General features: G+C 68.1%; 26 protein-coding genes. 20 read left to right on the top strand and 6 right to left on the bottom strand.

The genetic code is table 11. The features are described from left to right. Positions 1-12: 12 nt before the first annotated feature. The 3 genes from ACHMXA_RS00355 (at position 13) to ACHMXA_RS00345 (ending at position 3255) form a co-directional block, all read left to right on the top strand. Positions 13-1851 carry a LysM peptidoglycan-binding domain-containing protein gene (locus tag ACHMXA_RS00355; RefSeq protein WP_395317595.1) on the top strand — a complete coding sequence of 613 codons (1839 nt, stop codon included), beginning with the start codon at positions 13-15 and terminating at the stop codon, positions 1849-1851. A gap of 11 nt (positions 1852-1862) precedes the next feature. Further along, on the top strand, positions 1863-2405 hold the full coding sequence (locus ACHMXA_RS00350; RefSeq protein WP_395317594.1) for a hypothetical protein: 543 nt from the start codon (positions 1863-1865) through the stop codon (positions 2403-2405). A 121-nt stretch (positions 2406-2526) separates the two neighbouring features. Next, positions 2527-3255 (top strand): glutathione S-transferase, encoded by a 729-nt coding sequence (locus tag ACHMXA_RS00345; RefSeq protein WP_395317593.1) that lies wholly within the window; start codon positions 2527-2529, stop codon positions 3253-3255. On the opposite strand, the gene rsmI is transcribed toward ACHMXA_RS00345, so the two are convergent. Continuing rightward, positions 3252-4205 carry a 16S rRNA (cytidine(1402)-2'-O)-methyltransferase gene (gene rsmI, locus ACHMXA_RS00340; RefSeq protein ID WP_395317592.1) on the bottom strand — a complete coding sequence of 318 codons (954 nt, stop codon included), beginning with the start codon at positions 4203-4205 and terminating at the stop codon, positions 3252-3254. The genes ACHMXA_RS00345 and rsmI overlap by 4 nt on opposite strands. Positions 4206-4278: 73 nt before the next feature. Between rsmI and ACHMXA_RS00335 the strand changes: the two genes are divergently transcribed. The 3 genes from ACHMXA_RS00335 to ACHMXA_RS00325 all read left to right on the top strand — a co-directional run bounded on the left by ACHMXA_RS00335 (position 4279) and on the right by ACHMXA_RS00325 (position 6169). Beyond that, positions 4279-4656 (top strand): YraN family protein, encoded by a 378-nt coding sequence (locus ACHMXA_RS00335; RefSeq protein ID WP_176668407.1) that lies wholly within the window; start codon positions 4279-4281, stop codon positions 4654-4656. 86 nt (positions 4657-4742) lie between these two features. Beyond that, entirely contained in the window at positions 4743-5354 is a 612-nt protein-coding gene (locus ACHMXA_RS00330) for an SIS domain-containing protein (RefSeq protein WP_395317591.1), read from the top strand. Further along, positions 5351-6169 carry a BON domain-containing protein gene (locus ACHMXA_RS00325; RefSeq protein ID WP_395317590.1) on the top strand — a complete coding sequence of 273 codons (819 nt, stop codon included), beginning with the start codon at positions 5351-5353 and terminating at the stop codon, positions 6167-6169. The genes ACHMXA_RS00330 and ACHMXA_RS00325 overlap by 4 nt, the downstream gene beginning before the upstream one ends. 54 nt (positions 6170-6223) lie before the next feature. Here the strand turns inward: ACHMXA_RS00325 and ACHMXA_RS00320 are convergent, their stop codons facing one another. From ACHMXA_RS00320 to ACHMXA_RS00310, 3 genes are all read right to left on the bottom strand, one after another. After that, complete coding sequence (locus ACHMXA_RS00320; RefSeq protein WP_176668404.1) at positions 6224-7132, bottom strand: NAD(P)-dependent oxidoreductase; 909 nt, start codon at positions 7130-7132, stop codon at positions 6224-6226. 73 nt (positions 7133-7205) lie between these two features. Further along, the gene (locus tag ACHMXA_RS00315; RefSeq protein ID WP_176668403.1) at positions 7206-8342 is read right to left on the bottom strand and encodes a PilT/PilU family type 4a pilus ATPase; all 1137 of its coding nucleotides are present in this window, start codon (positions 8340-8342) and stop codon (positions 7206-7208) included. 136 nt (positions 8343-8478) lie between these two features. Next, positions 8479-9522 carry a type IV pilus twitching motility protein PilT gene (locus ACHMXA_RS00310; RefSeq protein ID WP_126025783.1) on the bottom strand — a complete coding sequence of 348 codons (1044 nt, stop codon included), beginning with the start codon at positions 9520-9522 and terminating at the stop codon, positions 8479-8481. Positions 9523-9573: 51 nt separating this feature from the next. Here ACHMXA_RS00310 and ACHMXA_RS00305 point away from each other — a divergent pair, with 51 nt between their 5' ends. Next, entirely contained in the window at positions 9574-10260 is a 687-nt protein-coding gene (locus ACHMXA_RS00305; RefSeq protein ID WP_395321180.1) for a YggS family pyridoxal phosphate-dependent enzyme, read from the top strand. A gap of 111 nt (positions 10261-10371) precedes the next feature. Here the strand turns inward: ACHMXA_RS00305 and ACHMXA_RS00300 are convergent, their stop codons facing one another. Next, the gene (locus tag ACHMXA_RS00300) at positions 10372-10839 is read right to left on the bottom strand and encodes an Lrp/AsnC ligand binding domain-containing protein (protein WP_019657564.1); all 468 of its coding nucleotides are present in this window, start codon (positions 10837-10839) and stop codon (positions 10372-10374) included. 138 nt (positions 10840-10977) lie between these two features. Beyond that, the gene (locus tag ACHMXA_RS00295; protein WP_395317589.1) at positions 10978-11403 is read right to left on the bottom strand and encodes a hypothetical protein; all 426 of its coding nucleotides are present in this window, start codon (positions 11401-11403) and stop codon (positions 10978-10980) included. Between the two features lie 285 nt (positions 11404-11688). On the opposite strand from ACHMXA_RS00295, the gene ACHMXA_RS00290 reads away from it, so the two are divergent. The 13 genes from ACHMXA_RS00290 (at position 11689) to ACHMXA_RS00230 (ending at position 22821) form a co-directional block, all read left to right on the top strand. Continuing rightward, on the top strand, positions 11689-12963 hold the full coding sequence (locus ACHMXA_RS00290; RefSeq protein WP_395317588.1) for a Glu/Leu/Phe/Val dehydrogenase: 1275 nt from the start codon (positions 11689-11691) through the stop codon (positions 12961-12963). Between the two features lie 34 nt (positions 12964-12997). Then, on the top strand, positions 12998-13519 hold the full coding sequence (locus tag ACHMXA_RS00285; protein WP_395317587.1) for an alpha-ketoglutarate-dependent dioxygenase AlkB family protein: 522 nt from the start codon (positions 12998-13000) through the stop codon (positions 13517-13519). A 64-nt stretch (positions 13520-13583) separates the two neighbouring features. Next, positions 13584-14246 carry a nucleoside/nucleotide kinase family protein gene (locus ACHMXA_RS00280; protein ID WP_395317586.1) on the top strand — a complete coding sequence of 221 codons (663 nt, stop codon included), beginning with the start codon at positions 13584-13586 and terminating at the stop codon, positions 14244-14246. Between the two features lie 95 nt (positions 14247-14341). Beyond that, the gene (locus tag ACHMXA_RS00275) at positions 14342-15082 is read left to right on the top strand and encodes a DUF2242 domain-containing protein (protein WP_395317585.1); all 741 of its coding nucleotides are present in this window, start codon (positions 14342-14344) and stop codon (positions 15080-15082) included. Between the two features lie 36 nt (positions 15083-15118). Further along, positions 15119-15589 carry a MarR family winged helix-turn-helix transcriptional regulator gene (locus tag ACHMXA_RS00270; protein WP_395317584.1) on the top strand — a complete coding sequence of 157 codons (471 nt, stop codon included), beginning with the start codon at positions 15119-15121 and terminating at the stop codon, positions 15587-15589. Further along, positions 15589-16596, top strand: a complete 1008-nt coding sequence (locus tag ACHMXA_RS00265; RefSeq protein WP_395317583.1) for an FUSC family protein — start codon at positions 15589-15591, stop codon at positions 16594-16596. Before ACHMXA_RS00270 ends, ACHMXA_RS00265 begins: the two co-directional genes overlap by 1 nt. Before the next feature lie 72 nt (positions 16597-16668). Next, entirely contained in the window at positions 16669-17187 is a 519-nt protein-coding gene (locus tag ACHMXA_RS00260) for an RDD family protein (protein WP_176668396.1), read from the top strand. 16 nt (positions 17188-17203) lie between these two features. Beyond that, positions 17204-17944 (top strand): RDD family protein, encoded by a 741-nt coding sequence (locus tag ACHMXA_RS00255; RefSeq protein WP_395317582.1) that lies wholly within the window; start codon positions 17204-17206, stop codon positions 17942-17944. Further along, positions 17941-18930, top strand: coding sequence for a stage II sporulation protein M (locus tag ACHMXA_RS00250; RefSeq protein WP_395317581.1), 990 nt, complete (start codon positions 17941-17943; stop codon positions 18928-18930). The genes ACHMXA_RS00255 and ACHMXA_RS00250 overlap by 4 nt, the downstream gene beginning before the upstream one ends. Then, the gene (locus ACHMXA_RS00245) at positions 18920-19651 is read left to right on the top strand and encodes a hypothetical protein (RefSeq protein ID WP_395317580.1); all 732 of its coding nucleotides are present in this window, start codon (positions 18920-18922) and stop codon (positions 19649-19651) included. The genes ACHMXA_RS00250 and ACHMXA_RS00245 overlap by 11 nt, the downstream gene beginning before the upstream one ends. Before the next feature lie 106 nt (positions 19652-19757). Next, positions 19758-20522 carry a DUF4129 domain-containing protein gene (locus tag ACHMXA_RS00240; protein WP_395317579.1) on the top strand — a complete coding sequence of 255 codons (765 nt, stop codon included), beginning with the start codon at positions 19758-19760 and terminating at the stop codon, positions 20520-20522. Beyond that, positions 20519-21811: a DUF4350 domain-containing protein gene (locus ACHMXA_RS00235; protein WP_395317578.1), complete on the top strand. Its 1293-nt coding sequence runs from the start codon at positions 20519-20521 to the stop codon at positions 21809-21811. Before ACHMXA_RS00240 ends, ACHMXA_RS00235 begins: the two co-directional genes overlap by 4 nt. Positions 21812-21825: 14 nt before the next feature. Continuing rightward, on the top strand, positions 21826-22821 hold the full coding sequence (locus ACHMXA_RS00230) for an AAA family ATPase (protein ID WP_395317577.1): 996 nt from the start codon (positions 21826-21828) through the stop codon (positions 22819-22821). Positions 22822-22832: the final 11 nt, after the last annotated feature.

Below are 22832 nucleotides of genomic sequence, written 5' to 3'. Positions count from 1 at the left end.
GGAAACACCAGCATGCCCAGACTGATATCCGCAACCTACCACCCCAACATCGAAGTCGCCGAATTCATCTGCGAAGACGGCCGTCACCTGCTGCGCTCGGGCGGAACGCTGCCATGGCGTATCAACAATCCCGGCGACCTGACTGCCAGGAAGGTCGACGGCGTGCCTGCACCCAGGAAAGCAAAGGGCTACATCGGATTCGCCACCACCAGATCGGGCAGGACCTTCCTGATCTTTCCCGATGAAGGCGCCGGCCGGGAGGAACTGAAGGCAAACCTGAAGCGCCTGCATGGCGACAGGACGATCTCCGAAGCCATTCCCGTCTATGCCCCCAAGAAGGAAAACGACACAGAGAAATACATACGCGATCTGCTCAAGACCAGCGGCATTCCAGCCGGCAGAAAGATCGGCGAGTGCAGCGACGCCGAACTCGAAAAGATCGTGAACAGCATCGCGGAGATCGAGGGGTTTCACGCCAACGCCGGGACCAGGAAGGAAACCTGGGTTGCCGTGAGCAGGATCAACGCGACTGACGGCAGCCAGCCATTGCCCGGCGCGGAGATCGTTCTGCAAAGAGGAGACAGGGAGGAAACGGTCAAGTCCGATGCCGCAGGGCGATTCCCTCCCGTGATTCACCCGGCCGACAACTCAGCCGTGCACGTCAAGGTGGCGGATCCGAAGAGCAGGAAGGCCGTGACGGTCGGAACCATCCAGGGCGACGTCGGAAAGGATTTCAACCTCCTGGCGAAATTCAAGAGGTGGAAGGGCGTCGCCGGCTCGGAAAAGATCAACAGCTCGACCCATGGGCAGAGAAAGCCCATGAGCTATGTCGTACAGCCGGGCGACAGTCTCTGGAAGATCGCGCAGCTGTATCGCACCAGCGTGGAAGCCATCAAGGAGGCCAACAAGCGGGAGCACGACAGGATCTATCCGGGGGAGGTGCTGTTGATTGTGGGGAGCGGCAAGACCAAGCCGGACCCCAGGACTTCGACTGCTCCTCCCGCCATGGCCACTGCCAAGCCACTGGCTGCGAGTGCACCGGCAAGCCCGGCAGTGCCATCGAGGCCAAAAGCAGTTTCTCCTCCACCGCCTCCCGTGCCGACCGGAATCAGGTCATCGGACTCGGAGCGGTCGAAGGAAGGCGAAGGGAAGGTGCTGGCGCTGATCAATCCTGTGCCGGGAAGGGCTCCGTGGATGTCTATCGCCATCGCTGAAGCGAAGATCAGATATGGCAAGACAGAAGAAGTGTTAGAGGCGGAAATCGACTATCACGTCGAGATAGGGGATGGATCGAAATTTCTTTCCCAAAGAGCGTGGTGCGCTGCCTTTGCCAATTGGTGCTTGTTGAAAGCTGGCTATCCGGTAGACAACATGGGATTTTGGGATCGGCGTGCCACGCTCGGCAGAGCTCATGGCTTTTATGAAATGGATGAGGGAAGGAAGATGCGGAATCCGCTTTTCGTGGAGTTGGAGAAACCGATATACGGCGCGATCGCGCTTGCAACGCGCAGGAACGGGCACGGCTATCACGTTGGCTTTGCGTACGGGAAGGCGGGTGAAAAAAATCTGATCCTGCTCGGTGGAAATCAAGACGATCGCATCAAGTTCTCACCTTTCAACATGGATGCCGAAAGAGTGGTTGAGGTGATGGAAAAGAGTGGAAGGAGGAATAAAAAAACAATCAAAAGCAAAAGCTATCTGAAGTATTTCGTTCCTGTTTCCTATTACGAACAAGCCAAAAGAGATCTTGCGAGTCCTGGCTTGGAATCAATGGACGTGGATGCGTTGAACAAAATAATCGGTGTTCCTCCCGAGAAGAAGGGGAAAAAGCCGGAACCGAGAACCAACTGAAAGGAAATGAGATGAAGATAGCTCATTTTTGGAAACGAATTGAGATTGTCGTTGCCTTGGCATTTTTTATTCTGTTCTCGATGGATTCTTTCGCCGGGGCGCGAAGTGATCATTTTGTTGCATGGAGTAGTCTTGGATCTGATCCTGACAATCGAGAGTTAGCCGAAAAAATCAAGGAGTTTGCGAATGGCGATCGCATTGATTCGATTTGTGGAATTCAGTGGAAAAACAATGATTCAATCCTGTACTTCAATAATCTCGTATTGAAAATTCCAGATGATTTGCTTCGAAAGGTTTTTATCGAGCGCAACACGGAATCCTTCCCTGCGTTAAGCCGGGCATTGCGCTCCTTCAGGCATCCAGAGAGAAATGTGCGCGATGGATTGGATGGAATCGTTTTCTATGACGGAGAAAAATCCTTCCGCATGATGAGCTTCACGGTTGGGGCGAGAAGCGTCAAAACTTACCCTCAAGCTTTTAAGGCGTCTGCCAAAACGAAAGAAATCGAGCGTGCTTTCTGCTCGCTTCTTCCTCCAATCACTCGAGCTCCTTGAGCGTGGGGATCTGAACTTCTACCTTGATCACGGAACGCCCGGGGTGCTGATGGCTAGGTCTGTTCCCGCACTGCGAAGCCCGTGATTGCCCCCATTCCCCTCCCATGCCACCATCTCCCGCATGCCCTACCAACTCCATTACTGGCCCACCATCCAGGGCCGAGGTGAATTCGTCCGGCTCGCGCTCGAAGCTGCCGGCGCGGACTATGTCGACGTGGCGCGCTTGCCCGAGGGCGAGGGCGGCGGCGGATCCGCTCTCGGTGAGCGGCTGGACGACCCGGAAGCCGCGCGCCCTGCCTTCGCGCCGCCGTTCCTCGTCGATGGCGACATCGTGGTCGGGCAGACGGCCGCGATCCTGCTGTACCTCGGGCCGCGGCTGGGCCTGTCGGGGGTGGGCGAGTCCGACGGGCTGTGGGTGCACCAGATCCAGCTCACGATTGCCGACGCGGTGGCGGAGGCGCATGACACGCATCATCCGATCTCGGTCGGCGCCTATTACGATGAGCAGCGCGACGCGGCGATGCTGCGCGCACGGGCCTTTCGTGAAGAGCGCATTCCGAAGTTCCTCGGCTGGTTTGAGCGGGTGCTGCAGCGCAATCCCGCAGGTACGCAGCATCTGGTGGGCGACACGCTGACCTATGCGGACCTGTCGCTGTTCCAACTCGTGGACGGCCTGCGATATGCCTTCCCGAAGGCGACGGCCCGTGCGCTGGCTGCCACGCCCGCGGTCGAGAAGCTGCACGCCAATGTGCGGCGGCGCCAGCGCGTGCAAGACTATCTGCAGAGCCCGCGCCGTATCGCGTTCAACGAAGACGGCATCTTCAGGCGCTACGCCGAGTTGGACGGCTAGTCCTGCTCCGCCTCGCCGCGGATGCGCAGCGCGGCGTCATACAGCGTATTGCGCGGGGCTCCGCTGATCTCCGCCGCGAGCTTCACGGCCGTCTTCACGGGCAGTTCGGCCAGCAGCAGGCGCAGCACGCGCTCGCCTTCCGCGCCGCCGTCGCCGCTCACGGCCACGGGGTGCAGCACCAGCGCGAATTCGCCGCGCGTGCGGTCGCGGTCGGCGCCGAACCAGTCGGGCAACGCGCTTGCGGCGACGGTGGCGATTTCCTCGAACTGCTTGGTGAGCTCGCGGCCCACGGTGACGCGGCGCTCGCCCAGCGTGGACAGAGCGCGCGCGAGGTTCTCGATGCGATGCGGGGCCTCCAGCAGCACCACCGCGCGCGGCTCCTGCGACAGCGCCTGCACGGCCGTGTCGCGCTCGCCGGACTTGCTCGGCAGGAATCCCGCGAAGACGAAGGCGCTGCTGCTGGCATTGCCGTCACCGCCGCCCTCGGCCACCAGCCCCGCGGCGCCTATCAGCGTGGTCACGCTGCTGGCGCCCGGCAGCGGCAGCACGCGCTGCCCCGCGGCGCGCACGGCGGCTGCAAGGCGCGCGCCGGGGTCGCTCACGCCGGGCGTGCCCGCGTCGCTGACGTAGGCGATGCGCTCGCCCTGCGCGAGCCGCGCGACCACGGCCTGCGCGGCCTCGGCCTCGTTGTGCTGGTGCACCGCCAGCAGCCGGGAGCCGGGGCGGTCGATGCCGTAGGCGCGCAGCAGGGCCTGCGTGTGGCGCGTGTCCTCGCAGGCGATGGCGTCCACCAGTTGCAGCACGTGCAGCGCGCGCAAGGTGATGTCGGCCAGGTTGCCGATGGGCGTGGCGACGACGTAGAGCGTGCCTTGCGGATAATGCTGCGCACCCGCGGCGTCGTGCGCGGCCGCTAGGGCGGCGCCGAAAGAAGCAGGGGCGAGTGAAGCCAAGGGGTTTCTCCGTCGGAACGAACAAGAAGTCAGAAAAAAAGAGATCGCAAGCAGGCCGCGGACAGGGAGGGCCATGAAGACCGACACCACTACGAAGCATCGGGGCGATGCGGCGGAAGACGCCGCGCTCGACCACCTGCGGGACGCCGGCCTCGTGCTGCTCGCCCGCAATTATCGGACGCCCGGGCGCGGCGGCGGCGAGATCGACCTGATCATGCGCGATCCGCGCCCGTCGCCCGCGGGCACGCTGGTGTTCGTGGAGGTGCGCCATCGCAGCACCGGCACGCACGGCGGCGCGGGCGGGAGCATCACCGCAGCGAAGCGGCGGCGCATCGTGTTCGCCGCGCAGAACTACCTGAGCCGGCTGCGCACGGTGCCGCCGTGCCGCTTCGACGTGGTGCTGGTCGAAGAGAAAATCACGTGGCTGCAGGCAGCCTTCGACGCTGGTTGACGGCGAGCTCGAGGGAACTGAAGCCTCGATGAAGGCTCCACAACTCGAACGTCTTGTTTCACAGGCCCCAGTTATCATCCCGCCCCATGCTCGAGCAACGGATTCAGCAGCACTTCATCGACAGTGCCGACCTCAAGTACCAGACCGGGCCGGTCCTCAGCAAACCCATCTCTCAAGCGATGCAGGCCATCCTGGCGTGCGTGACCAGCGGCGGCAAGGTGCTCGCCTGCGGAGCCGGCGTGTCGGGCCTGCTGGCGGCCCAGTTCGCCGCGCAGTTCGTGGGCCGCTTCGAGCGCGAGAGGCCCGAGCTCGGTGCCATCGCGCTGCCCGGCGATGCCACCGACCCCGCCGCCGACGGCGCCGAAGCCGCGGATGCCGACCGCTTCGCCCGCCAGGTGCGCGCGCTCGGCCAGGCCGGCGACGTGCTGCTGGCCTTGAGCATCAGCGGCCAGTCGGCGTCGGTGCTGGCTGCCGTGACCGCGGCGCACGAGCGCGACATGACCGTCGTCGCGCTGCTCGGCAATACCGCGCCGGGCGCAGGCGGTTCCATCGGCCGCGCACTGCGCGAGACCGACGTCCAGATCAGCGTGCCGCACGAGCGTGCGGCGCGCATCCACGAGATCCACCAGATCGCGCTGCATTGCCTGTGCGACGGCGTGGACGCCCAGTTACTCGGAGAACAGGAAGCTTCCTCATGACCTTGACGACCATGACGACGACATCGACCCAACGTTTCGCCCTTGCCCTGACCCTGGGCGCCGCACTGGTCACGGGTCTTTCCGCCTGCGTGCCGCTCGTTGTCGGCGGCGCGGCCGTGGTGGGCGTGGGCATGGTGGCCACCGACCGCCGCAGCTCGGGCGCGCAACTGGACGACCAGGGCATCGAGCTGCGTGCCGCGGCCCGCGTGCGCGACATCGCCAACGACCAGATGTACGTGAGCGTCACCAGCTTCAACCGCCAGGTGCTGCTGACCGGCGCCGTGGGCAGCGATGCCGACCGCCGCCGCGTCGAGGACGAAGTCAGCCGCATCGTGAACGTGCGCTCGGTGGTCAACGAGCTGACCGTGGGCTCTTCCAGCACCTTCCAAGACCGCTCGAACGACCTCTACATCACCGGCAAGGTGAAGGCCTCGCTGCTCGACGCCAAGGACATCTTCGCCAACTCCTTCAAGGTGGTGACCGAGCGCGGCGTGGTCTACCTGATGGGCATCGCCACGCGCCGCGAGACCGATCGCGCCACCGAGATCACGCGCGGCGTGTCGGGCGTGGTGAAGGTTGTGCGCGTGGTCGAGGTCGTGAGCGAGGCCGATCTGGCAGCCAGCCAGGCGGCGAACCAGGCCGCTGCGCAGCGCGGCGGCACGGGGCCGGCGCCTGTGACTTCGGCAGCGCCGTCCACGCCCTCCTCGTCTTCCACTTCGCGCGTGCCGCTGCCGCCGATGGAGCCGCTGCCCGCTTCGGGCTCGTCCACGCCGACGCCTTCCTCGAGCGGCGTGACGACCTCGCCGGTGCGCTGAAGAACCGCCACGCCAAGACAGGAAAGCCCGCTGATGCGGGCTTTCTTCATTGCGTCACTTGAGCCGCGTGATGAGGCTCGAGGTATCCCAGCGCCGGCCGCCGGCCTGCTGCACGTCGGCATAGAACTGGTCGACCAACGCCGTCACAGGCACACGCGCGCCGTTGCGCTTGGCTTCGTCGAGCACCAGGCCCAGGTCCTTGCGCATCCAGTCGACCGCGAAGCCGTAGTCGAACTTGCCTTCGATCATGGTCTTGCCGCGGTTCTCCATCTGCCAGCTCTGGGCCGCGCCCTTGCTGATGACGCCCAGCACGGCTTCCATGTCCAGGCCCGCGCGCTGGCCGAAGGCGATGGCCTCCGACAGGCCCTGCACCAGGCCCGCGATGGCGATCTGGTTCACCATCTTCGCGAGCTGGCCGGCGCCGCTCTCGCCCAGCAGGGTGACCGCGCGCGAGAAGGCCATGGCCACCGGTTTGATGCGTTCGAACACCGCCGCGTCGCCGCCGCACATCACGGTGAGCGCGCCGTTCTGCGCGCCTGCCTGGCCGCCCGAGACGGGCGCGTCGATGAAATGCAGGCCCAGCGCCTGCGCGGCCTTCGAGAGTTCGCGCGCCACGTCGGCCGAAGCCGTGGTGTGGTCGACGAGCACCGCGCCCTTCTTCATGCCGGCGAAGGCGCCGTCGTCGCCCAGGACCACCGAGCGCAGGTCGTCGTCGTTGCCGACGCAGCAGAACACGATGTCGGCGCCGGCCGCCGCTTCGCGCGGGGTGGTGGCATGGCGTCCGGGCGGGCCGAATTCGTCGGCCCAGGCCTGCGCCTTGGCGGCGGTGCGGTTGTAGACCGTGACGCTGTGGCCGGCCTTGGCGAGGTGGCCGGCCATCGGGCCGCCCATGACGCCGAGGCCGAGGAAGGCCACCGTCTGCGCGGGGATGGATTCGTAGGTGCGGGGGTTGATGCTGCTCATGGGGCCACAGCTTAAGGCCATTCCGCCGCAGGTGCCGTCCGGCGGACACCGGCCTCCCGCAGCCCCCGCGGCCTCAGACGATCGCGAAGTGCTCCGTGCCCGCAGCCAGGTCGGTGCTGCGTGCACGCTGGCTGTTGAGCTTGATCTGCAGGCGAAGGTCGTTGGCCGAGTCGGCATTGCGGATGGCGTCCTCGAAGCTGATCGAGTGGCTCTCGAAGAGGTCGAACAGCGCCTGGTCGAATGTCTGCATGCCCAGGTTGCGGCTCTTCTTCATGATCTCCTTGATCTCGCCCACCTCGCCCTTGAAGATCAGGTCGGAAATCAGCGGCGTGTTCAGCAGCACTTCGACCGCGGCCACGCGGCCCAGGCCGTCTTCGGTCGGCACCAGCCGCTGGGAGACCAGCGAACGCAGGTTCAGCGACAGGTCCATCAGCAGCTGGGCGCGGCGCTCTTCGGGGAAGAAGTTGATGATCCGGTCGAGTGCCTGGTTGGCGCTGTTGGCGTGCAGCGTGGCCATGCACAGGTGGCCGGTTTCGGCGAAGGCCACCGCGTGCTCCATGGTCTCGCGGTCGCGGATTTCGCCCATCAGGATCACGTCGGGCGCCTGGCGCAGCGTGTTCTTCAGCGCGGCTTCCCAGCTGTCGGTGTCGATGCCCACTTCGCGCTGCGTCACCACGCAGTTCTTGTGCGGATGCACGAATTCGACCGGGTCTTCGACCGTCACGATGTGGCCGAAGGAATTCTCGTTGCGCCAGTCGATCATCGCCGCCAGCGTGGTCGACTTGCCCGAGCCCGTGGCGCCCACCAGGATGCACAGGCCGCGCTTGGTCATCGACACCTCCTTCAGCACCTGCGGCATGCCCAGGCCGTCGATGGTCGGCAGCTTGGCGGGAATGGTCCGCAGCACCATGCCGACCTTGCCCTGCTGCACGAACGCGTTCACGCGGAAGCGGCCGATGCCGGTGGGCGAGATCGCGAAGTTGCATTCCTTGGTGCGCTCGAACTCGGCCGTCTGGCGGTCGTTCATGATCGAGCGGGTCAGCGCCAGCGTGTGCGGCGCGCCCAGCGCCTGCTGCGAGACCTTGGTGACCTTGCCGTCGACCTTGATGGCCGGCGGAAAGTCGGCGGTGATGAACAGGTCGCTGCCGTTGCGGCTCACCATGAGCTTGAGCAGGTCGTTGATGAACTGGCTGGCTTGATCGCGTTCCATGAGAGCGCTCCTTGATCTGTTTAGATAGAACCTGCTGGCGGCCGACCGCCGGGCCGCCCCAAGGCGGCCGCGCCTCCCCCATGGGGGGTGGAGTTACACGCAGCGCAGCGAAGTGAAAAGCCGGGGGGCCTCATGACTAGCCCGGGAAATTCTCTGGGATCTTGGCTTTTCCTCGGGCTTCTGCTGCCGAGATGGTATTGCGGCGCACCAGTTCCGTCAGGTTCTGGTCCAGCGTCTGCATGCCAGAGCCCTGGCCGGTCTGGATGGTGGAGTACATCTGCGCCACCTTGGCCTCGCGGATGAGGTTTCGGATGGCCGGCGTGCCCAGCATGATCTCGTGCGCCGCCACGCGGCTCTGGCCGTCCTTGGTCTTGCACAGCGTCTGCGAGATCACGGCCTGCAGCGACTCCGAGAGCATGGCGCGGATCATTTCCTTCTCTTCGCCCGGGAACACGTCGATGATCCGGTCGATGGTCTTGGCGGCCGAAGAGGTGTGCAGCGTGCCGAACACCAGGTGGCCCGTCTCGGCGGCGGTCATGGCCAGGCGGATGGTCTCCAGGTCGCGCAGCTCGCCCACCAGGATGGCGTCAGGGTCTTCGCGCAGGGCGGAGCGCAGGGCGTTGGAGAACGACAGCGTCATCGGCCCCACTTCGCGCTGGTTGATCAGGCACTTCTTCGACTCGTGCACGAACTCGATCGGGTCTTCCACCGTGAGGATGTGGCCGTACTCGTTCTCGTTGAGGTAGTTGATCATGGCCGCCAGCGTGGTCGACTTGCCCGAGCCCGTGGGGCCCGTCACCAGAACCAGCCCGCGCGGCTTGAGCGCCAGTTCGCCGAAAATCTTCGGCGCGTTGAGCTGCTCGAGCGTGAGGATCTTCGAGGGAATGGTCCGGAACACCGCCGCCGCGCCGCGCGCCTGGTTGAAGGCGTTCACGCGGAAGCGCGCGAGGCCGTCGATCTCGAAGGAGAAGTCGACCTCCAGGAACTCTTCGTAGTGCTTGCGGTGCGTGTCGCTCATGATGTCGTACACCATGGCGTGCACGCCCTTGTGGTCGAGCGCGTCCACGTTGATGCGGCGCACGTCGCCGTTGACGCGGATCATGGGCGGCAGGCCCGCGGAAAGGTGCAGGTCGGAGGCTTTGTTCTTGACGCTGAACGCCAGCAGTTGGGTGATGTCCACGGGGCTCCTCGGCTCGGGTTTCGTGACGTTTTGATACGATTTTGGACGATTATGACGATGATTGGCGACGACCTCCAGCAAGTAAACGACCGGATCGCGAAGGCATGTGTAACGGCCGGCCGCGACCCGGCCGGCGTGCGCCTGCTGGCGGTGTCCAAGACCTTCGGACCGGATGCGGTGCGCGAGGCGCACGCGGCGGGCCAGTCGGCCTTCGGCGAGAACTACGTGCAGGAAGGGCTGGACAAGATCGAAGCGCTGGCCGACCTGCGTTCCTCCCTCGAATGGCACTGCATCGGGCCCCTGCAGAGCAACAAGACGCGGCCTGTGGCCGAGCACTTCGACTGGGTCCACAGCATCGACAGATTGAAGATCGCCGAGCGTCTTTCGGCCCAGCGGCCGGCGCATCTGCCGCCGCTGAATGTATGCCTTCAGGTTAATGTGGACGGCGGCGCCAACAAGTCCGGCGTGCCTCCGGAAGAGGCGCTCGCGCTGGCGCGCGCTGTGGCGGCTTTGCCACAACTTCGGCTGCGCGGGCTGATGGCGATCCCCGAGCCGGCGACCGGCTTCGAAGCGCAGCGCGAGCTGTGCCTGCGCGCGCATGCGGTGTACCAGTCGATCCGCGACGCGGGCATCGCGCTCGATACCTTGTCGCTCGGCATGAGCGCGGACCTCGAGGCGGCCATCAGCGCGGGGAGCACGATGGTGCGCGTCGGCACGGCGATCTTCGGCGCGAGATAGGCACGCTCCCAGTCTTCGCGCACTTCGTGTCGCTTCGCCAACCCCCTTGCAGGGGGCAATACCTGCGGCCCAGCAAAGCCGGTTCCGCGGTATTCCTGGCGTCAATGATCTTCACACCCCCAGCGGCAGCCGCGCGCTGTTCTTCACTTCTTCCATCACCGCGTAGGTCCGCGTCTCGCGCACGCCGGGCAGCTGCCACAGCACGGTGCCGGCGAACTCGCGGTAGGCGGCCATGTCGGCCATGCGGGTCTTGAGCAGGTAGTCGAAGCCGCCGGCGACCATGTGGCATTCCATGATCTCGTCGCGCACCTGCACGGCGGCCTTGAACTGGTCGAACACGTTGGGGGTGGTGCGGTCGAGCAGCACCTCGACGAAGACGGTGAAGCCGCGGCCCAGCTTGTGCGGATCGAGCCGCGCCTCGTAGCCCTGGATGAAGCCGTCGCGCGTGAGCCGCTGCACCCGCGCCAGCACCGCGGTGGGCGAGAGCGCCACCGCCTCCGCCAGCTTGAGGTTGGTGATGCGGCCGTCTTCCTGAAGGATCTTCAGAAGGCGCAGATCGATGCGGTCCAGGTCGAGCATCGGAGGATTATCCGGCTCGGGCATCGAATCGTGGCAAAAGATGCGGCCTATGACCTCCGGTCGTAGGAGATAGAACCAAGGAACTGCCGGCGGCCTACCCTCGGATGGCCAAGGGGCCGCCGTGCGTCCCGTTTGCCGTCAGCGAAGCTGCGTCTGGTCGACCAGCGCGCCGTAGGCCGGGCTCGCGCGCAGCCTCGCGTACTCGGCGGCCGCTTCGCGATAGCCGGGCTTCATCGAATCGGCGCCGGCTTCGCCGGCCTGCCGGGCGGCCAGGCCCGACTGGATCCACAGGCGCGTGTCGGCCTCCACGGCGGCACGGCTGTTGGCCGAGACCACGGCGGGCTCCTGCTGGTAGCCGCTGGTGTAGCCCTGCGTGGGGGCGGTCTTCAGCCACTGCACCGCGTCGGCGGTCACCGCGGCGCGCGTCGTCGAAGAGGCCAGCGGCGCGGGGCGCGGATCGCCTTCGGCGTAGTTGCCGGCGAAGCTCGGCGCGGCGATCGTGCCCAGCAGGGCAGCGAGGGCGGCGGTGCCGATCAGGCGGGTGGCGGATGCTTGCTTGCTCATTCTGTTGCTACTCCTTGATGTGTGACGTTGGTTGCTGGGTTCGTCCTGGTTGGTGAGGCCAACTCTAAGAAGCGCATCCGCGGGTCGATGACCCGTCGATGACGTTTCTGTCATCTGGCGATGCACGCATCTATCTATCGCTCGATTGCATCGGCGCAATGCCGGCATCGCAGGCCTACCAACCTCTCTTGCATAACCGCCTCCGCGGCGCGCATAAGCCATGGCGCAACGCGCGGCGGAGGTCTATCGTTGCGGCCACCCTCACAAACCAACAAGGGAACGCATATGAGCGAAAAACTCTCCTTCGTCAGTCCTACAGCCAACAGCCCGTGGGGCACCTATCTCTCGCAGGTCGATCGCGTCGTGCCGTACCTCGGCCCGCTGGCCCGCTGGGTCGAAACCCTCAAGCGCCCCAAGCGCGCGCTCATCGTCGACGTGCCCATCGAAATGGACGACGGCAGCATCGCCCACTTCGAGGGCTACCGCGTGCAGCACAACATGAGCCGCGGCCCGGGCAAGGGCGGCATCCGCTTCCACCCTGACGTCACGCTCGAAGAAGTGATGGCCCTGTCGGCCTGGATGACCATCAAGACGGCCGCCGTGAACCTGCCGTACGGCGGCGCCAAGGGCGGCATCCGCGTCGACCCGAAGAAGCTCTCGCCGCAGGAGCTCGAGAAGGTCACCCGCCGCTACACCAGCGAGATCGGCATCATCATCGGCCCCCACACCGACATCCCCGCACCCGACGTCAACACCAACGCGCAGATCATGGCGTGGATGATGGACACCTACTCGATGAACGTCGGCGGCACCGCCACCGGCGTCGTCACCGGCAAGCCCCTGCACCTGGGCGGCTCGCTGGGCCGCGTGAAGGCCACCGGCCGCGGCGTGTTCGTCACCGGCCGCGAGGCGGCTCGCCGACTGGGCATGGACCTGCGCGGTGCGCGCATTGCGGTGCAGGGCTTCGGCAACGTGGGCTCCGTCGCGGCAGAACTCTTCGCCGAAGCCGGCGCCAAGATCGTCGCGGTGCAGGACCACACCGGCACCATCGTCAACAGCAACGGCCTCGACCTCGCCAAGCTCGTGCCCATCTCGCGCACCGACGGCGTGGTCGGCTTCAAGGCCGGCGGCGACATCGTGTCGAACGAGGACTTCTGGAACACGCCCTGCGACATCCTCATTCCGGCCGCTCTCGAAGGCCAGCTCACCGCCGAGCGCGCACAGAAGACCACCGCCAAGCTGGTGCTCGAAGGCGCCAACGGCCCGACCGTGCCGCAGGCCGACGACATCCTCGCCGAGCGCGGCGTGCTGGTGGTGCCCGACGTGATCTGCAACGCCGGCGGCGTGACCGTGAGCTACTTCGAATGGGTGCAGGACTTCTCGTCCTTCTTCTGGGACGAGGACGAGATCAACGTGCGCCTCGACCGCATCATGATGAACGCGCTCAACCAGATCTGGGACACGGCCGACAAGCACAAGATCACGCTGCGCACCGCGACGTACGCGGTGGCCTGCGAGCGCATCCTGATGGCTCGCCAGGAACGCGGCCTGTATCCCTGATCGCGAAGCGACGGTCCCTGTATCCTGCGGGCCCATGATTGGCCCGCCCATCCAGCTCGATCCCGCGTTCGTCGCGTCGCCCGATGCCCTTCTCGAATGGCTTCGGTCCGCGGTGGCGTGGGACGAGCGCATGCGTGCACGCAAGACCGCCAGCTTCGGCGTGCCGTACGACTATTCGCAGATGGCCTACGAGGCGGTGCCGATCCCCTCCGAATTGGCGGTCCTGTGCGGCCGGATCGAGGCCAGGCTCGGCTTTCGTCCCAACAACTGCCTGTTGAACCACTATGCCGACGGCGCGTCGTCGATGGGTTTCCATTCGGACGACACCACGGCGCTGGCACCCGGTACGGGCGTCGCCATCGTGTCGATCGGAGCCACGCGGTCGATCGCATATCGCAGCAAGGTCGACAGCAGCTTGCGCTTCGACTACCCGCTTCCTCACGGTTCGCTGCTCTACATGTCGGACGCGGTTCAGCGGGACTGGCTTCATGCGATTCCCAAGACCGAAGGCGTGCGAGAGCGCATCAGCCTGACGTTTCGTTCGATCCTGAAGTGACAGCGCTGCCGTCTCGACGCGCGCCGATGCTTTTTTGACTCAAGGAAAAGCTACGCTCGGGGGCATGACCACCACCCCCGCGCAGACCTTTCCTCCGCTTCCTCAACTCCCCCCCGAAAGCGCCGCCCGCCTGCAGGCCCTGATGGCCACCGGGCAGCGCCGCCTGCTGGGGCTCGTCGGCGCGCCCGGCGCGGGCAAGTCGACGCTCGCGGCGGCGCTGCTGCAGGCGGTGGGTGCGGACCGTGCCCAGGTGGTTCCGATGGACGGCTTCCACCTTGCCAACGTCGAGCTGCAACGGCTGGGTCGCGCCGGACGCAAGGGCGCTCCCGACACCTTCGACAGCGCAGGCTACGTCGCGCTGCTGCAGCGGCTGCGCGAGCAGCGGCCCGACGGCGGCATCGTCTATGCGCCCGAGTTCCGCCGCGAGATCGAGGAGCCGATCGCCGGCGCGATCGCGGTGCTGCCTTCGACGCAACTCGTCATCACCGAGGGCAACTACCTGCTGCACGACGCCGGCCCGTGGGCGGGCGCGGCGGCGATGCTCGACGAGGTCTGGTACGTGGACATCGACGACGCGGTGCGCGAGGAGCGCCTGGTGCGCCGCCACCAGCAGTTCGGCCGCAGCGCCGAGGAGGCGCGCGCCTGGGTGGAGAGCACCGACGCGCCGAACGCCCGGCTGATCGCGGCGACGCGGGTGCGCGCGCACCACGTGCTGCCCTGGTCCTGAAAATTTCGACGGCCTGGAGGGAACGCGCGTGCATCGGCGCGCTCGAAGGCTTGCCGGCAAGGCCGCCGGTTAGCATTCGCCGCTTCATGCCGTCCATGCACTCCAATTCCCTGTCCGCCATCCCTGCTCCGGGCCGTACGCCAGTCCGTACATCGGTTCTCGCCGCGGGCCTGCTGTCCGCCGCTGTCCTGCTCGCCGGCTGCGGCAGCGCTTCCCGCCAGGCCAGCTACGAGCCCGAGGCTTTCAGTTCCACCAACACCCACACCCGCGACTACGAGGCCACCGAGGCCGAAACTTGCGAGGCGGCGCGCCGTGCGCTGCTGAGCCAGGGCTACATGATCACGGCGGCCAACTCCGACCTCGTGACGGGGCGCAAGAGCTTCCAGCCGGCCGCCGAGGTGCACGTGGAGGTGGAGTTCCGCGTGGTCTGTGCGCGCGAAAGCACCCGCAGCGGCAAGGCGGGCAGGAGCACCGTGGCCTTTGCCACCGCGCTGCAGGACCGCTACGGGCTCAAGAAGGTGAACAACTCGGCGAGCCTGGGCGTGGGCGCGATCGGCTCGCTGTCGCTGCCGTTCACCAGCAGCGACGACGCGATGGTGAAGGTGGCGAGCGAGACGCTCACCGACGAGCGCTTCTACGACCGCTTCTTCGCGCTGCTCGACCGCTTCCTCGAAGGCCCGGGCCCTGAAGCGCAGGACGAGGCCGCGGCGAAGCCCGAGCAGACGCCGGTCGCCTCGCCGGCCGGGGCGACCGCGCCGTCGCCTGCACCGGCGCCCGCCTCCGATCCGGCGCCCGCCGTCACCTATCCCGTGACTTCGTCTCCTAACCGGGGCTGAAGCTCCAGATACCAAGACACGTCTTACAATCCGGGCATGGCTTCCACCATCCCGGATCCGGCGCAATGCGCCTCTCGCCTTCGCGGCTCGGTGTCGCTGCTCGCCCGCCAACTGCGAAGCGGCAGTGCCGCGGCGGACAGCCCCAGCGTGGCCAAGCTCAGCGTGCTGGGGCAGCTCCATCAGCATGGGCCTTGCACGCCCACGACGCTGGCGGGGCTGGAGCGCGTCAAGCTCCAGTCGCTGACGCGGCTGCTGGCCGAGCTGGAGGCCGAGGGCTGGATCGGCCGCGCGCCGCATCCGGGCGACGGGCGCCAGTGGCTGCTGTCGCTCACCGCGGAGGGCACGCGCCGGCTGAAGGCGATCATGCGCACGCGCGAGGCGGCGCTGGCCGAGGCGATCGGCGCCACGCTCGATGCCGACCAGCGCGCCCTGCTGCAGCAGGCCTGCGCCTTGATCGACGGCATCTCGGCCGCGCTCGGCGGTAACGCGAAGACTACGGGGTCATGATGGGCACGAGCGCACTGCAGCGCCTCGCCGCTCCCTGGCGGCATGGCCGCTGGCGCTCCGGCGCGCAGCTTGCGGCCGCCGTCGCCATCGCCTGGGGCGTGGCGACGGCATTGCATCTGCCCGAGAGCTTCTGGGCCGTGATGAGCGTGCTGATCGTCATGCGCCCCAGCGCCGGCTCCACGCTCGACGCAGGGTGGGACCGCGTGCGCGGCACCGCCGCCGGCGCGCTCGTCGGGCTTGCCGGCGTCTATCTGCATCACCATGGCGCGCCGATGCTCGCGACCACGCTCGGCCTGGTCATGCTGCTGTCGTTCGCCAGCGCGTCCGTGCCGGGCATGCGCAGCGCGCCCGTGGCGGCGCTGATCATCCTGTCGGCGGGCGGTATTCCGGGCCATTCGGCGCTGCAGGTGGCGCTGCTTCGCCTGGCGCAGATCGGCATCGGCGTGGGCGTGGCGCTGGTGGTCTCGACGGTGATGTCGGAGTACCACGCGGGCATGCGCTTCGACGAGGGCTGCGCGGCGCTGCTGCGCGGCATCGGCAGGCGCGTGTCCGCGTCGCGGCGGCCGACCGATGCAGCGGAGATCGAGCGCATCCAGGCAGGCACGCGCGCGTCGCTGGGCCGCCTGGCCGCGCTGGCCGGCAGCGCCGACCTGGAGGCCCGGTGGTGGCGCCGCGGCGGCACCGGCGGCAGCTATCGCGACAAGGCCAGGCTGGCGGCGCGCATCTTCCAGGACGCCACGGTGCTCGACCGCGTGTTGCGGCTGGCACCTGGGGCGCAGGCCGAGGTGTCGCAAGCGGCAGGCGCGGCGGGTGCGGCCATCGCCGGCATGGCCGACGCGCTCGCGGGCCAGTCCACCCCTCACGACCTGGGCGAACTGGCCCGCTGCGCTGCGCAGGCTTCGTCGCGGCACGAGGCATCGAACGCGCTGCTGGCCGCGCCGCTGAACCTGTTGCTCGACGACCTGCGGCGCTTGCAGGCGGTCATCGCCGCCCGCCCGCCGGCGTAGTCCTCCAGCCGCCGCCGACATCGAACGTCCTAGAATCTTCCGAAAATTCATTCGTTTCGGAGAGGGACGGGCATGGAAGACAAGTCGCAGGACGCGCGCTACGCGCCTCCGCAATCCCATGTGGAAGACGTGGTGCCGCCCGGCGGCGCGCAGCCGGGTGAGCTCGCATCGCGGGGCACGCGCTTCCTCTCGGCGATGCTCGACGCGGGCATTTCCATCGCGGCGATCTGGCTCCTTGCGACATTCACGCCCATCAATCTCTGGGAAGACGACGGCCTCGGCATGTGGGAGCCGCGCATCTCCAGCGCGGCTTCCGGCGTCGTCCTCTACCTCGTGCTGCACGGCTACCTGCTGGCCACCCGCGGCCAGACCATCGGCAAGGCGCTGTTCAAGATCCGCATCGCGCGGCCCGACGGTTCGCGCGCGCAGATCGGCCGCATCCTCGCGCTGCGCGACGGCCCGTTGTTCTTCACCAGCATCTGGCCGCTGCTCGGACCCATCTACGTGCTGATCGACTGCCTCTTCATCTTCCGCGCGTCGCGCCGCTGCCTGCACGATCAGATCGCCGACACCGTCGTGCTGCAAGCCTGAGCCGGGCGCGACCGCAGTGCGCCTCGACACGCTCTACACCGCCGAGACCCCCGAAGGCATCGCGCTCTCGCTGCGTCCGGCCGGGCTGGTCGCGCGCGGGCTGGCCTACCTCATCGACTTCGCGATCCGGCTCGGCATCTTCGTCGCGATCTCCATCACCGTCGGCATGCTCGGCAAGATGGGTTTCGGCATCCTGCTGATCGCCTACTTCTGCCTGGAGTGGTTCTACCCGGTAGTGTTCGAACTCACGCGCGCGGCGGCCACGCCCGGCAAGCGCGTGATGGGCCTGCGCGTGGTGATGGACTCGGGCCTGCCCGTCACGCCCGCCGCCGCGCTCACGCGCAACCTGCTGCGCGCGGCCGACTTCGTTCCTTCCTTCTATGGCGCGGGCATCGTGTCGATGCTGTGGCGCCACGACAGCAAGCGCCTGGGCGACCTGGCCGCCGGCACGCTGGTGGTGTTCAGCGACCAGGTGAGCCTGCACGGCAGCCTGCCGCCGGCCGAGCCGCAGGCGCCCGCGCGGCCGCTGTCGGCGCGCGAGCAGATGGCCATCGTCTCGTGGGCGGGGCGCGCCACGCGCCTCACGCCGGAGCGCTTCGACGAACTCGCCCGCGTCGCCGAGCCGGTGCTGGGCCCCGACGCCACCGGCGCCTCCGCGTCGCAGCGCCTGCTCGGCGTGGCGCAGTGGGTGCTGGGCCGGCGCGCCGGTGCAGGTGCCGGCGCCAATGCCGATGCGCAGGGAAGGGCGGCGCGATGACACCGCTCGATTTCGAGGCCGCCTACGCACCCCTGTGGGCCGAGCTCGAGGCCGTCATCCGGGTGGCCGAGACCAAGCGCAAGTTCGACGGCGCCCGGCTTGCCACGCTGTACCGCCGCGTGTGCGAGCACCTCGCGCTGGCGCAGGCGCGCGCCTATCCGATCCATCTCACGCAGCGGCTCCAGGGCCTCACGCAGAGCGCGCACCGGCTGATCTACCGCCGGCATGACTACGGCCTCGCGCGCTTCGCGCGGCTCGCGCTGGTCGATTTTCCCGAGGCCGTGCGGGCCCATCGCGCCTACCTGCTGGTCTCCGCGCTGATGTTCGTGCTGCCGCTGCTGATGGCGGGCTGGGCGGCCTGGCGCGACCCGGGCTTCATCCTGCACCTGCTGGACGCCAACTCGGTGCAGGAGTTCGACTCGATGTACAGCGACAGCGCCGAGTCGTTGGGCCGCACGCGCAGCGCGGGCGACGACTGGCAGATGTTCGGCTTCTACATCATGCACAACATCGGCATCGGCTTCCGCTGCTTCGCGGCGGGCATCTTCGCCGGCGTGGGCAGCGCGGCGGTGGTGGTGTTCAACGGGGTGCAGATCGGTGCCGTGGGCGGCTACCTGATCGGGGCGGGGCATGCCCGGAACTTCCTCTCCTTCGTGGTCACGCACTCGGCCTTCGAGCTCACCGCCATCGTGCTGGCCGGCGCGGCGGGCCTGCGGCTCGGCTATTCGTGGGTGGCGCCGGGGCGGCACACGCGGCTCGAGGCGCTGCGGCTGGCGGCGCGCCATGCGGTGGTGATCGTCTATGGCGTCATCGGGCTGCTGCTGGCCGCCGCGGCGGTCGAGGCGTTCTGGTCATCGGCGCGCTGGATCGCGCCGGCGGTGAAGTACGGCGTGGGCGGCGCCTGCTGGGTGCTGGTGCTGGCCTACCTGGGCTGGCAGGGCCGGCCGCGCGCCAGTGCGAAGCGGGGAGACGACGATGCAGGTTGACGGCCTCGCCATCGCGCTGCGGCCGCGGCCCATGGCCGAGGCCGCCGACCTGGGCGCGCAGCTGGTGCGCAGCCATGCGCGCTCGGTGTGGCGCACCTTCCTGCCGGTGCATGTCGTGATGGTGCTGCTGGCTCTCAGCACGGTGGAGATCGCCGGCTGGCTGCCCAGCCTGCTGATCTTCTGGCTCAAGCCCTGGCTCGACCGCAGCCTGCTCTTCGTGCATTCGCGCGCCGTGTTCGGACAGGAGACGCGCTGGTCCGACCTGTGGGCCAACCGCCGCACCGTGTGGGGCGGGCAGCTGCTGCGCACGCTGCTGTGGCGGCGCTTCTCGCCCTGGCGCTCGTTCACCCAGGCCATCGAGCAGCTCGAAGGACAACGCGGCAGCGCCCGGCGCAAGCGGCGCGCGCAGCTGCTGCGCGGACGCCGTGGCGCGGCCACGGGGATGCAGCTGGTCTTCGCGAATGCCGAGATGGCGCTCGACATCTGCCTGCTGTCGCTGCTGTTCTGGTTCGCGCCCGAGGGCGGCACGCGCGACCTGTTCGGCTGGCTCACGCAGTCGGACACGCTACTGCAGAGCCTCCTGACTGCCGGCGCATATGCGCTCGTCGTCGGCGTGCTGGAGCCGTTCTACGTGGCGGCGGGTTTCGCGATGTACCTCAACCGCCGGGTGGAACTCGAGGCCTGGGACATCGAGCAGGAGTTCCGTCGTGGGTTCAGGTAGCACCCCCAGGCTGCGCGCACTTCGTGTCGCTTCGCCAACCCCCTTGCAGGGGGCGATACCGGTGGCCCGGCAGAGCCGGTTCCACGGTATCCCTGGAAGGGGGCTTGTGGTCGCGCTGCTCGTGCTCTTGTGCGTGGGGGTGATGGCGCCTTCGGCGGCCTTGGCTGCGGACGGAACTGCATCCACGCGCGAGCAGGTGACGGCCGCGATCGACAAGGTGCGTGCCGACCCGAACATGCCCGGCACCAAGACCGAGAAGCAGCTGCGCTTCAAGGACCGCGACGAAGAGGAAGAGGAGCCCGAGAAGAAGACGGGCGGCCTCGACTGGCTGCGCGATTTCGTGCGGGCGGTGGCCGAGGGGGCGCGCTGGCTGATCTGGGGACTGGCGGCGCTGGCGGTGGCTTGGCTGGTGGTCCGGCTGCATCGCTGGGTGCGGGTGCGCGCCGGCGGTGCGCGGCCGGGCAAGGCGCTGCTGCCCAGCCATGTCGGCAGCCTCGACATCCGGCCCGAGAGCCTGCCGGACGACATCGGCAATGCCGCGGCCGCGCTCTGGCAGCGCGGGCAGCAGCGCCCGGCGCTGTCGCTGCTGTATCGCGGGGCGCTGTCGCGCCTGGCGCATGCGCACGGTGTGCCGGTGCGTGCCGCGAGCACGGAGGGCGAGTGCGTGGCGCTTGCCGCGACGCGGCTCGCGCCCGAGGCGCAGGCCTTCTTCGTGAGGCTGGTGGATGCCTGGCAACTGGCCGCGTACGGCGGCCGGCTGCCCGGCACGGCGCAGGTGCTGGCGATCTGCGGCGAGTTCGACCTGCACCTGCCCGACGCAGCCGCCGCTGCCAGCGCGCCTGCCGACGGACTGAAGGGCGCGGCCGCATGAGCAGCGCCAGCAGCAGCAACAACAACAGCGCCTGGGTGGTCCGCATCCTCGCGGTGCTGGTGGTGGCGCTGGTCGGCTTCTGGCTGGTCTCCGCCACCGAATGGGCGGACACCGAGGTGCCCACGCCCGCGAGCGGCGAAGCCAGGAAGAACCGGTTCTACGGCGCGCAGGCCATGCTGCGCGAACTCGGCATGAAGGTGGTCAGGCGCGAGAGCCTCGATGCCATGCCGCCCGCGCAGGCGCGGCTGGTGCTCGCCTCCAGCCACTGGGACATGTTCCCCGAGCGCGGCCGGCGCCTGCGCGAATGGGTGGAGCAGGGCGGGCACCTGGTGATCCCCAACTACCTGGTCAGCGGCGAGCAGCTGGAAGACTGGCTTCCGCTGGTCCGCGAGAAGCCGCCCGCGTCGGACGAGAAGAAAGATAAAGCCGCTCCCGATCCGAAGAAGAAAAAGCCCGCCTCGCGCCGCTTCGAGCCGCCGCCCAAGGACTCGGACTGCCACGCCGTCACGGAGCCCGGCACCGTGCCCGCGAGCTATGCCGGCGGACGCAGCTTCCGCATCTGCGCATGGTGGGCGTCGTCGCACTACCGCGCTGCCGACAGGCAGCCGCCGCCGCTGTGGGCCGTGCTCGGCGCGCGCGGCACCACGGAGGCGATCCGCGTGCGGGTCGGCAGGGGCACCGTCACCGTGATGCCCTGGGGCCTGTGGCACAACGAGAACCTGCTGCGCGCCGACAACGCGTTGTTCGCCGCCGCGGCCGTGCAGGCGCGCAGCGGGGCGGAGGTGTGGTTCGTCGTCGAGGAGGCACGCGAGCCCTTCATGCTCTGGATCTGGAACCGGGGCTGGGTGGCGCTGGTCGTCGGCATGCTGGCGCTGGCATTCGCGCTGTGGCGCGCGGCCGTGCGCTTCGGGCCGCTGGCGCCTTCCGCCGGCACGCACCGGCGCTCCATGGCAGAGCAGGTGCGCGGCACCGCCGGCTTCCTGCACATGCACGGCGCACAGGCACTGCACGCGGCGCAGCTGCGCGCGCTCGACGAGTCCGCCCGCCGCCAGCTGCGCGGCCATGCCCATCGCGATGCCGCGGCGCGCGCGGCCGCCATCGCCCGGGCGACCGGCCTGGACGCGGCCATGGTCGCGCGCGCGATGGACGGCGCGCGAGCCCGGCATGCCGGCGGCATGGCGGTGGACCTGGAGGTGCTCGAAACCGCGCGCAGGCGGCTCGACGCCAACGGCCCGTTCACGCCCCGGCCTTCCTCCTCTTCATCACCTTCTTCTTCCTCTTCATCCTGAACCGAGAGACGCCCATGCAAGCCATCCAACCCGAAGAACTGACGCGCGCGGCCCAGTGGCTGCAGACGCTGCGCGCCGAGGTCGGCCAGGCCGTGGTCGGCCAGCTCGAGGCGGTCGACCAGACGCTGGTGGCGCTGGTGGCCTCGGGCCACGTGCTGATCGAAGGGGTGCCGGGGCTCGGCAAGACCCTGCTCGCACGCGCGCTCGCGCAGGCCATGACGCTGCGCTATTCGCGCGTGCAGTTCACGCCCGACCTGATGCCCTCGGACGTCACCGGCCACGCGGTGCTCGACATCGCCTCGCGCGGCGACGGCAGCCTCGGCACCCTGCGCGTGCACCAGGGCCCGGTGTTCACCAACCTGCTGCTGGCCGACGAGATCAACCGCGCGCCGGCCAAGACCCAGAGCGCGCTGCTCGAAGTCATGCAGGAGTACCAGGTCACGCTCGAAGGCAAAGCCATGGCGCTGCCGCGTCCCTTCATGGTGATGGCCACGCAGAACCCGATCGACACCGAGGGCACCTATCCGCTGCCCGAGGCGCAGCTCGACCGGTTCCTGCTGAAGATCGACATCGGCTTTCCGAGCCACAGCGAAGAGAACGCCATCGTTCAGCTCACCACGCGGCAGCGTGCGGGCAACCAGTTTCCGCTGGAGGCCGTGCGCCCCTGCCTCGACGAGGCGCAGGTGCTCGAATTGCAGCGGCTGGCCTGCCTGGTGCAGGCCGACGAGCGCGTGATCGACTACGCGGTGCGCATCGCGCGCGCCACGCGCGACTGGCCGGGGCTGTCGTCGGGCGCAGGGCCGCGCGGCACCATGGCGCTGGTGCGTGCCGCCCGCGCCGCCGCGCTGATGGCGGGGCGCGACTTCATCACGCCCGACGACGTGGCGCGCCAGGCGCTGCCCGCGCTGCGGCATCGCGTGACGATCTCGCCCGACGCGCAGCTCGAAGGCATGGGCGTGGACACCCTGCTGCGTGCCGCGCGCGACAGCGTGGAAGCCCCGCGGCTCTAGGCACCGCGCGG

The organism is Variovorax sp. UC74_104, from assembly GCF_044055375.1.
Classification (GTDB): Bacteria; Pseudomonadota; Gammaproteobacteria; order Burkholderiales; family Burkholderiaceae_C; genus Variovorax.
This window is presented reverse-complemented; position numbering and strand designations above follow the sequence as displayed.

Excerpts from the sequence above, each read along its gene's own strand:
- ACHMXA_RS00355 (WP_395317595.1), top strand. The coding sequence starts at position 13 with ATGCCCAGACTGATATCCGCAACCTACCACCCCAACATCGAAGTCGCC.
- ACHMXA_RS00350 (WP_395317594.1), top strand. The coding sequence starts at position 1,863 with ATGAAGATAGCTCATTTTTGGAAACGAATTGAGATTGTCGTTGCCTTG.
- ACHMXA_RS00345 (WP_395317593.1), top strand. The coding sequence starts at position 2,527 with ATGCCCTACCAACTCCATTACTGGCCCACCATCCAGGGCCGAGGTGAA.
- ACHMXA_RS00335 (WP_176668407.1), top strand. The coding sequence starts at position 4,279 with ATGAAGACCGACACCACTACGAAGCATCGGGGCGATGCGGCGGAAGAC.
- ACHMXA_RS00330 (WP_395317591.1), top strand. The coding sequence starts at position 4,743 with ATGCTCGAGCAACGGATTCAGCAGCACTTCATCGACAGTGCCGACCTC.
- ACHMXA_RS00325 (WP_395317590.1), top strand. The coding sequence starts at position 5,351 with ATGACCTTGACGACCATGACGACGACATCGACCCAACGTTTCGCCCTT.
- ACHMXA_RS00320 (WP_176668404.1), bottom strand. The coding sequence starts at position 7,132 with ATGAGCAGCATCAACCCCCGCACCTACGAATCCATCCCCGCGCAGACG.
- ACHMXA_RS00315 (WP_176668403.1), bottom strand. The coding sequence starts at position 8,342 with ATGGAACGCGATCAAGCCAGCCAGTTCATCAACGACCTGCTCAAGCTC.
- ACHMXA_RS00305 (WP_395321180.1), top strand. The coding sequence starts at position 9,574 with ATGACGATGATTGGCGACGACCTCCAGCAAGTAAACGACCGGATCGCG.
- ACHMXA_RS00300 (WP_019657564.1), bottom strand. The coding sequence starts at position 10,839 with ATGCTCGACCTGGACCGCATCGATCTGCGCCTTCTGAAGATCCTTCAG.
- ACHMXA_RS00295 (WP_395317589.1), bottom strand. The coding sequence starts at position 11,403 with ATGAGCAAGCAAGCATCCGCCACCCGCCTGATCGGCACCGCCGCCCTC.
- ACHMXA_RS00290 (WP_395317588.1), top strand. The coding sequence starts at position 11,689 with ATGAGCGAAAAACTCTCCTTCGTCAGTCCTACAGCCAACAGCCCGTGG.
- ACHMXA_RS00285 (WP_395317587.1), top strand. The coding sequence starts at position 12,998 with ATGATTGGCCCGCCCATCCAGCTCGATCCCGCGTTCGTCGCGTCGCCC.
- ACHMXA_RS00280 (WP_395317586.1), top strand. The coding sequence starts at position 13,584 with ATGACCACCACCCCCGCGCAGACCTTTCCTCCGCTTCCTCAACTCCCC.
- ACHMXA_RS00275 (WP_395317585.1), top strand. The coding sequence starts at position 14,342 with ATGCACTCCAATTCCCTGTCCGCCATCCCTGCTCCGGGCCGTACGCCA.
- ACHMXA_RS00270 (WP_395317584.1), top strand. The coding sequence starts at position 15,119 with ATGGCTTCCACCATCCCGGATCCGGCGCAATGCGCCTCTCGCCTTCGC.
- ACHMXA_RS00265 (WP_395317583.1), top strand. The coding sequence starts at position 15,589 with ATGGGCACGAGCGCACTGCAGCGCCTCGCCGCTCCCTGGCGGCATGGC.
- ACHMXA_RS00260 (WP_176668396.1), top strand. The coding sequence starts at position 16,669 with ATGGAAGACAAGTCGCAGGACGCGCGCTACGCGCCTCCGCAATCCCAT.
- ACHMXA_RS00250 (WP_395317581.1), top strand. The coding sequence starts at position 17,941 with ATGACACCGCTCGATTTCGAGGCCGCCTACGCACCCCTGTGGGCCGAG.
- ACHMXA_RS00245 (WP_395317580.1), top strand. The coding sequence starts at position 18,920 with ATGCAGGTTGACGGCCTCGCCATCGCGCTGCGGCCGCGGCCCATGGCC.
- ACHMXA_RS00235 (WP_395317578.1), top strand. The coding sequence starts at position 20,519 with ATGAGCAGCGCCAGCAGCAGCAACAACAACAGCGCCTGGGTGGTCCGC.
- ACHMXA_RS00230 (WP_395317577.1), top strand. The coding sequence starts at position 21,826 with ATGCAAGCCATCCAACCCGAAGAACTGACGCGCGCGGCCCAGTGGCTG.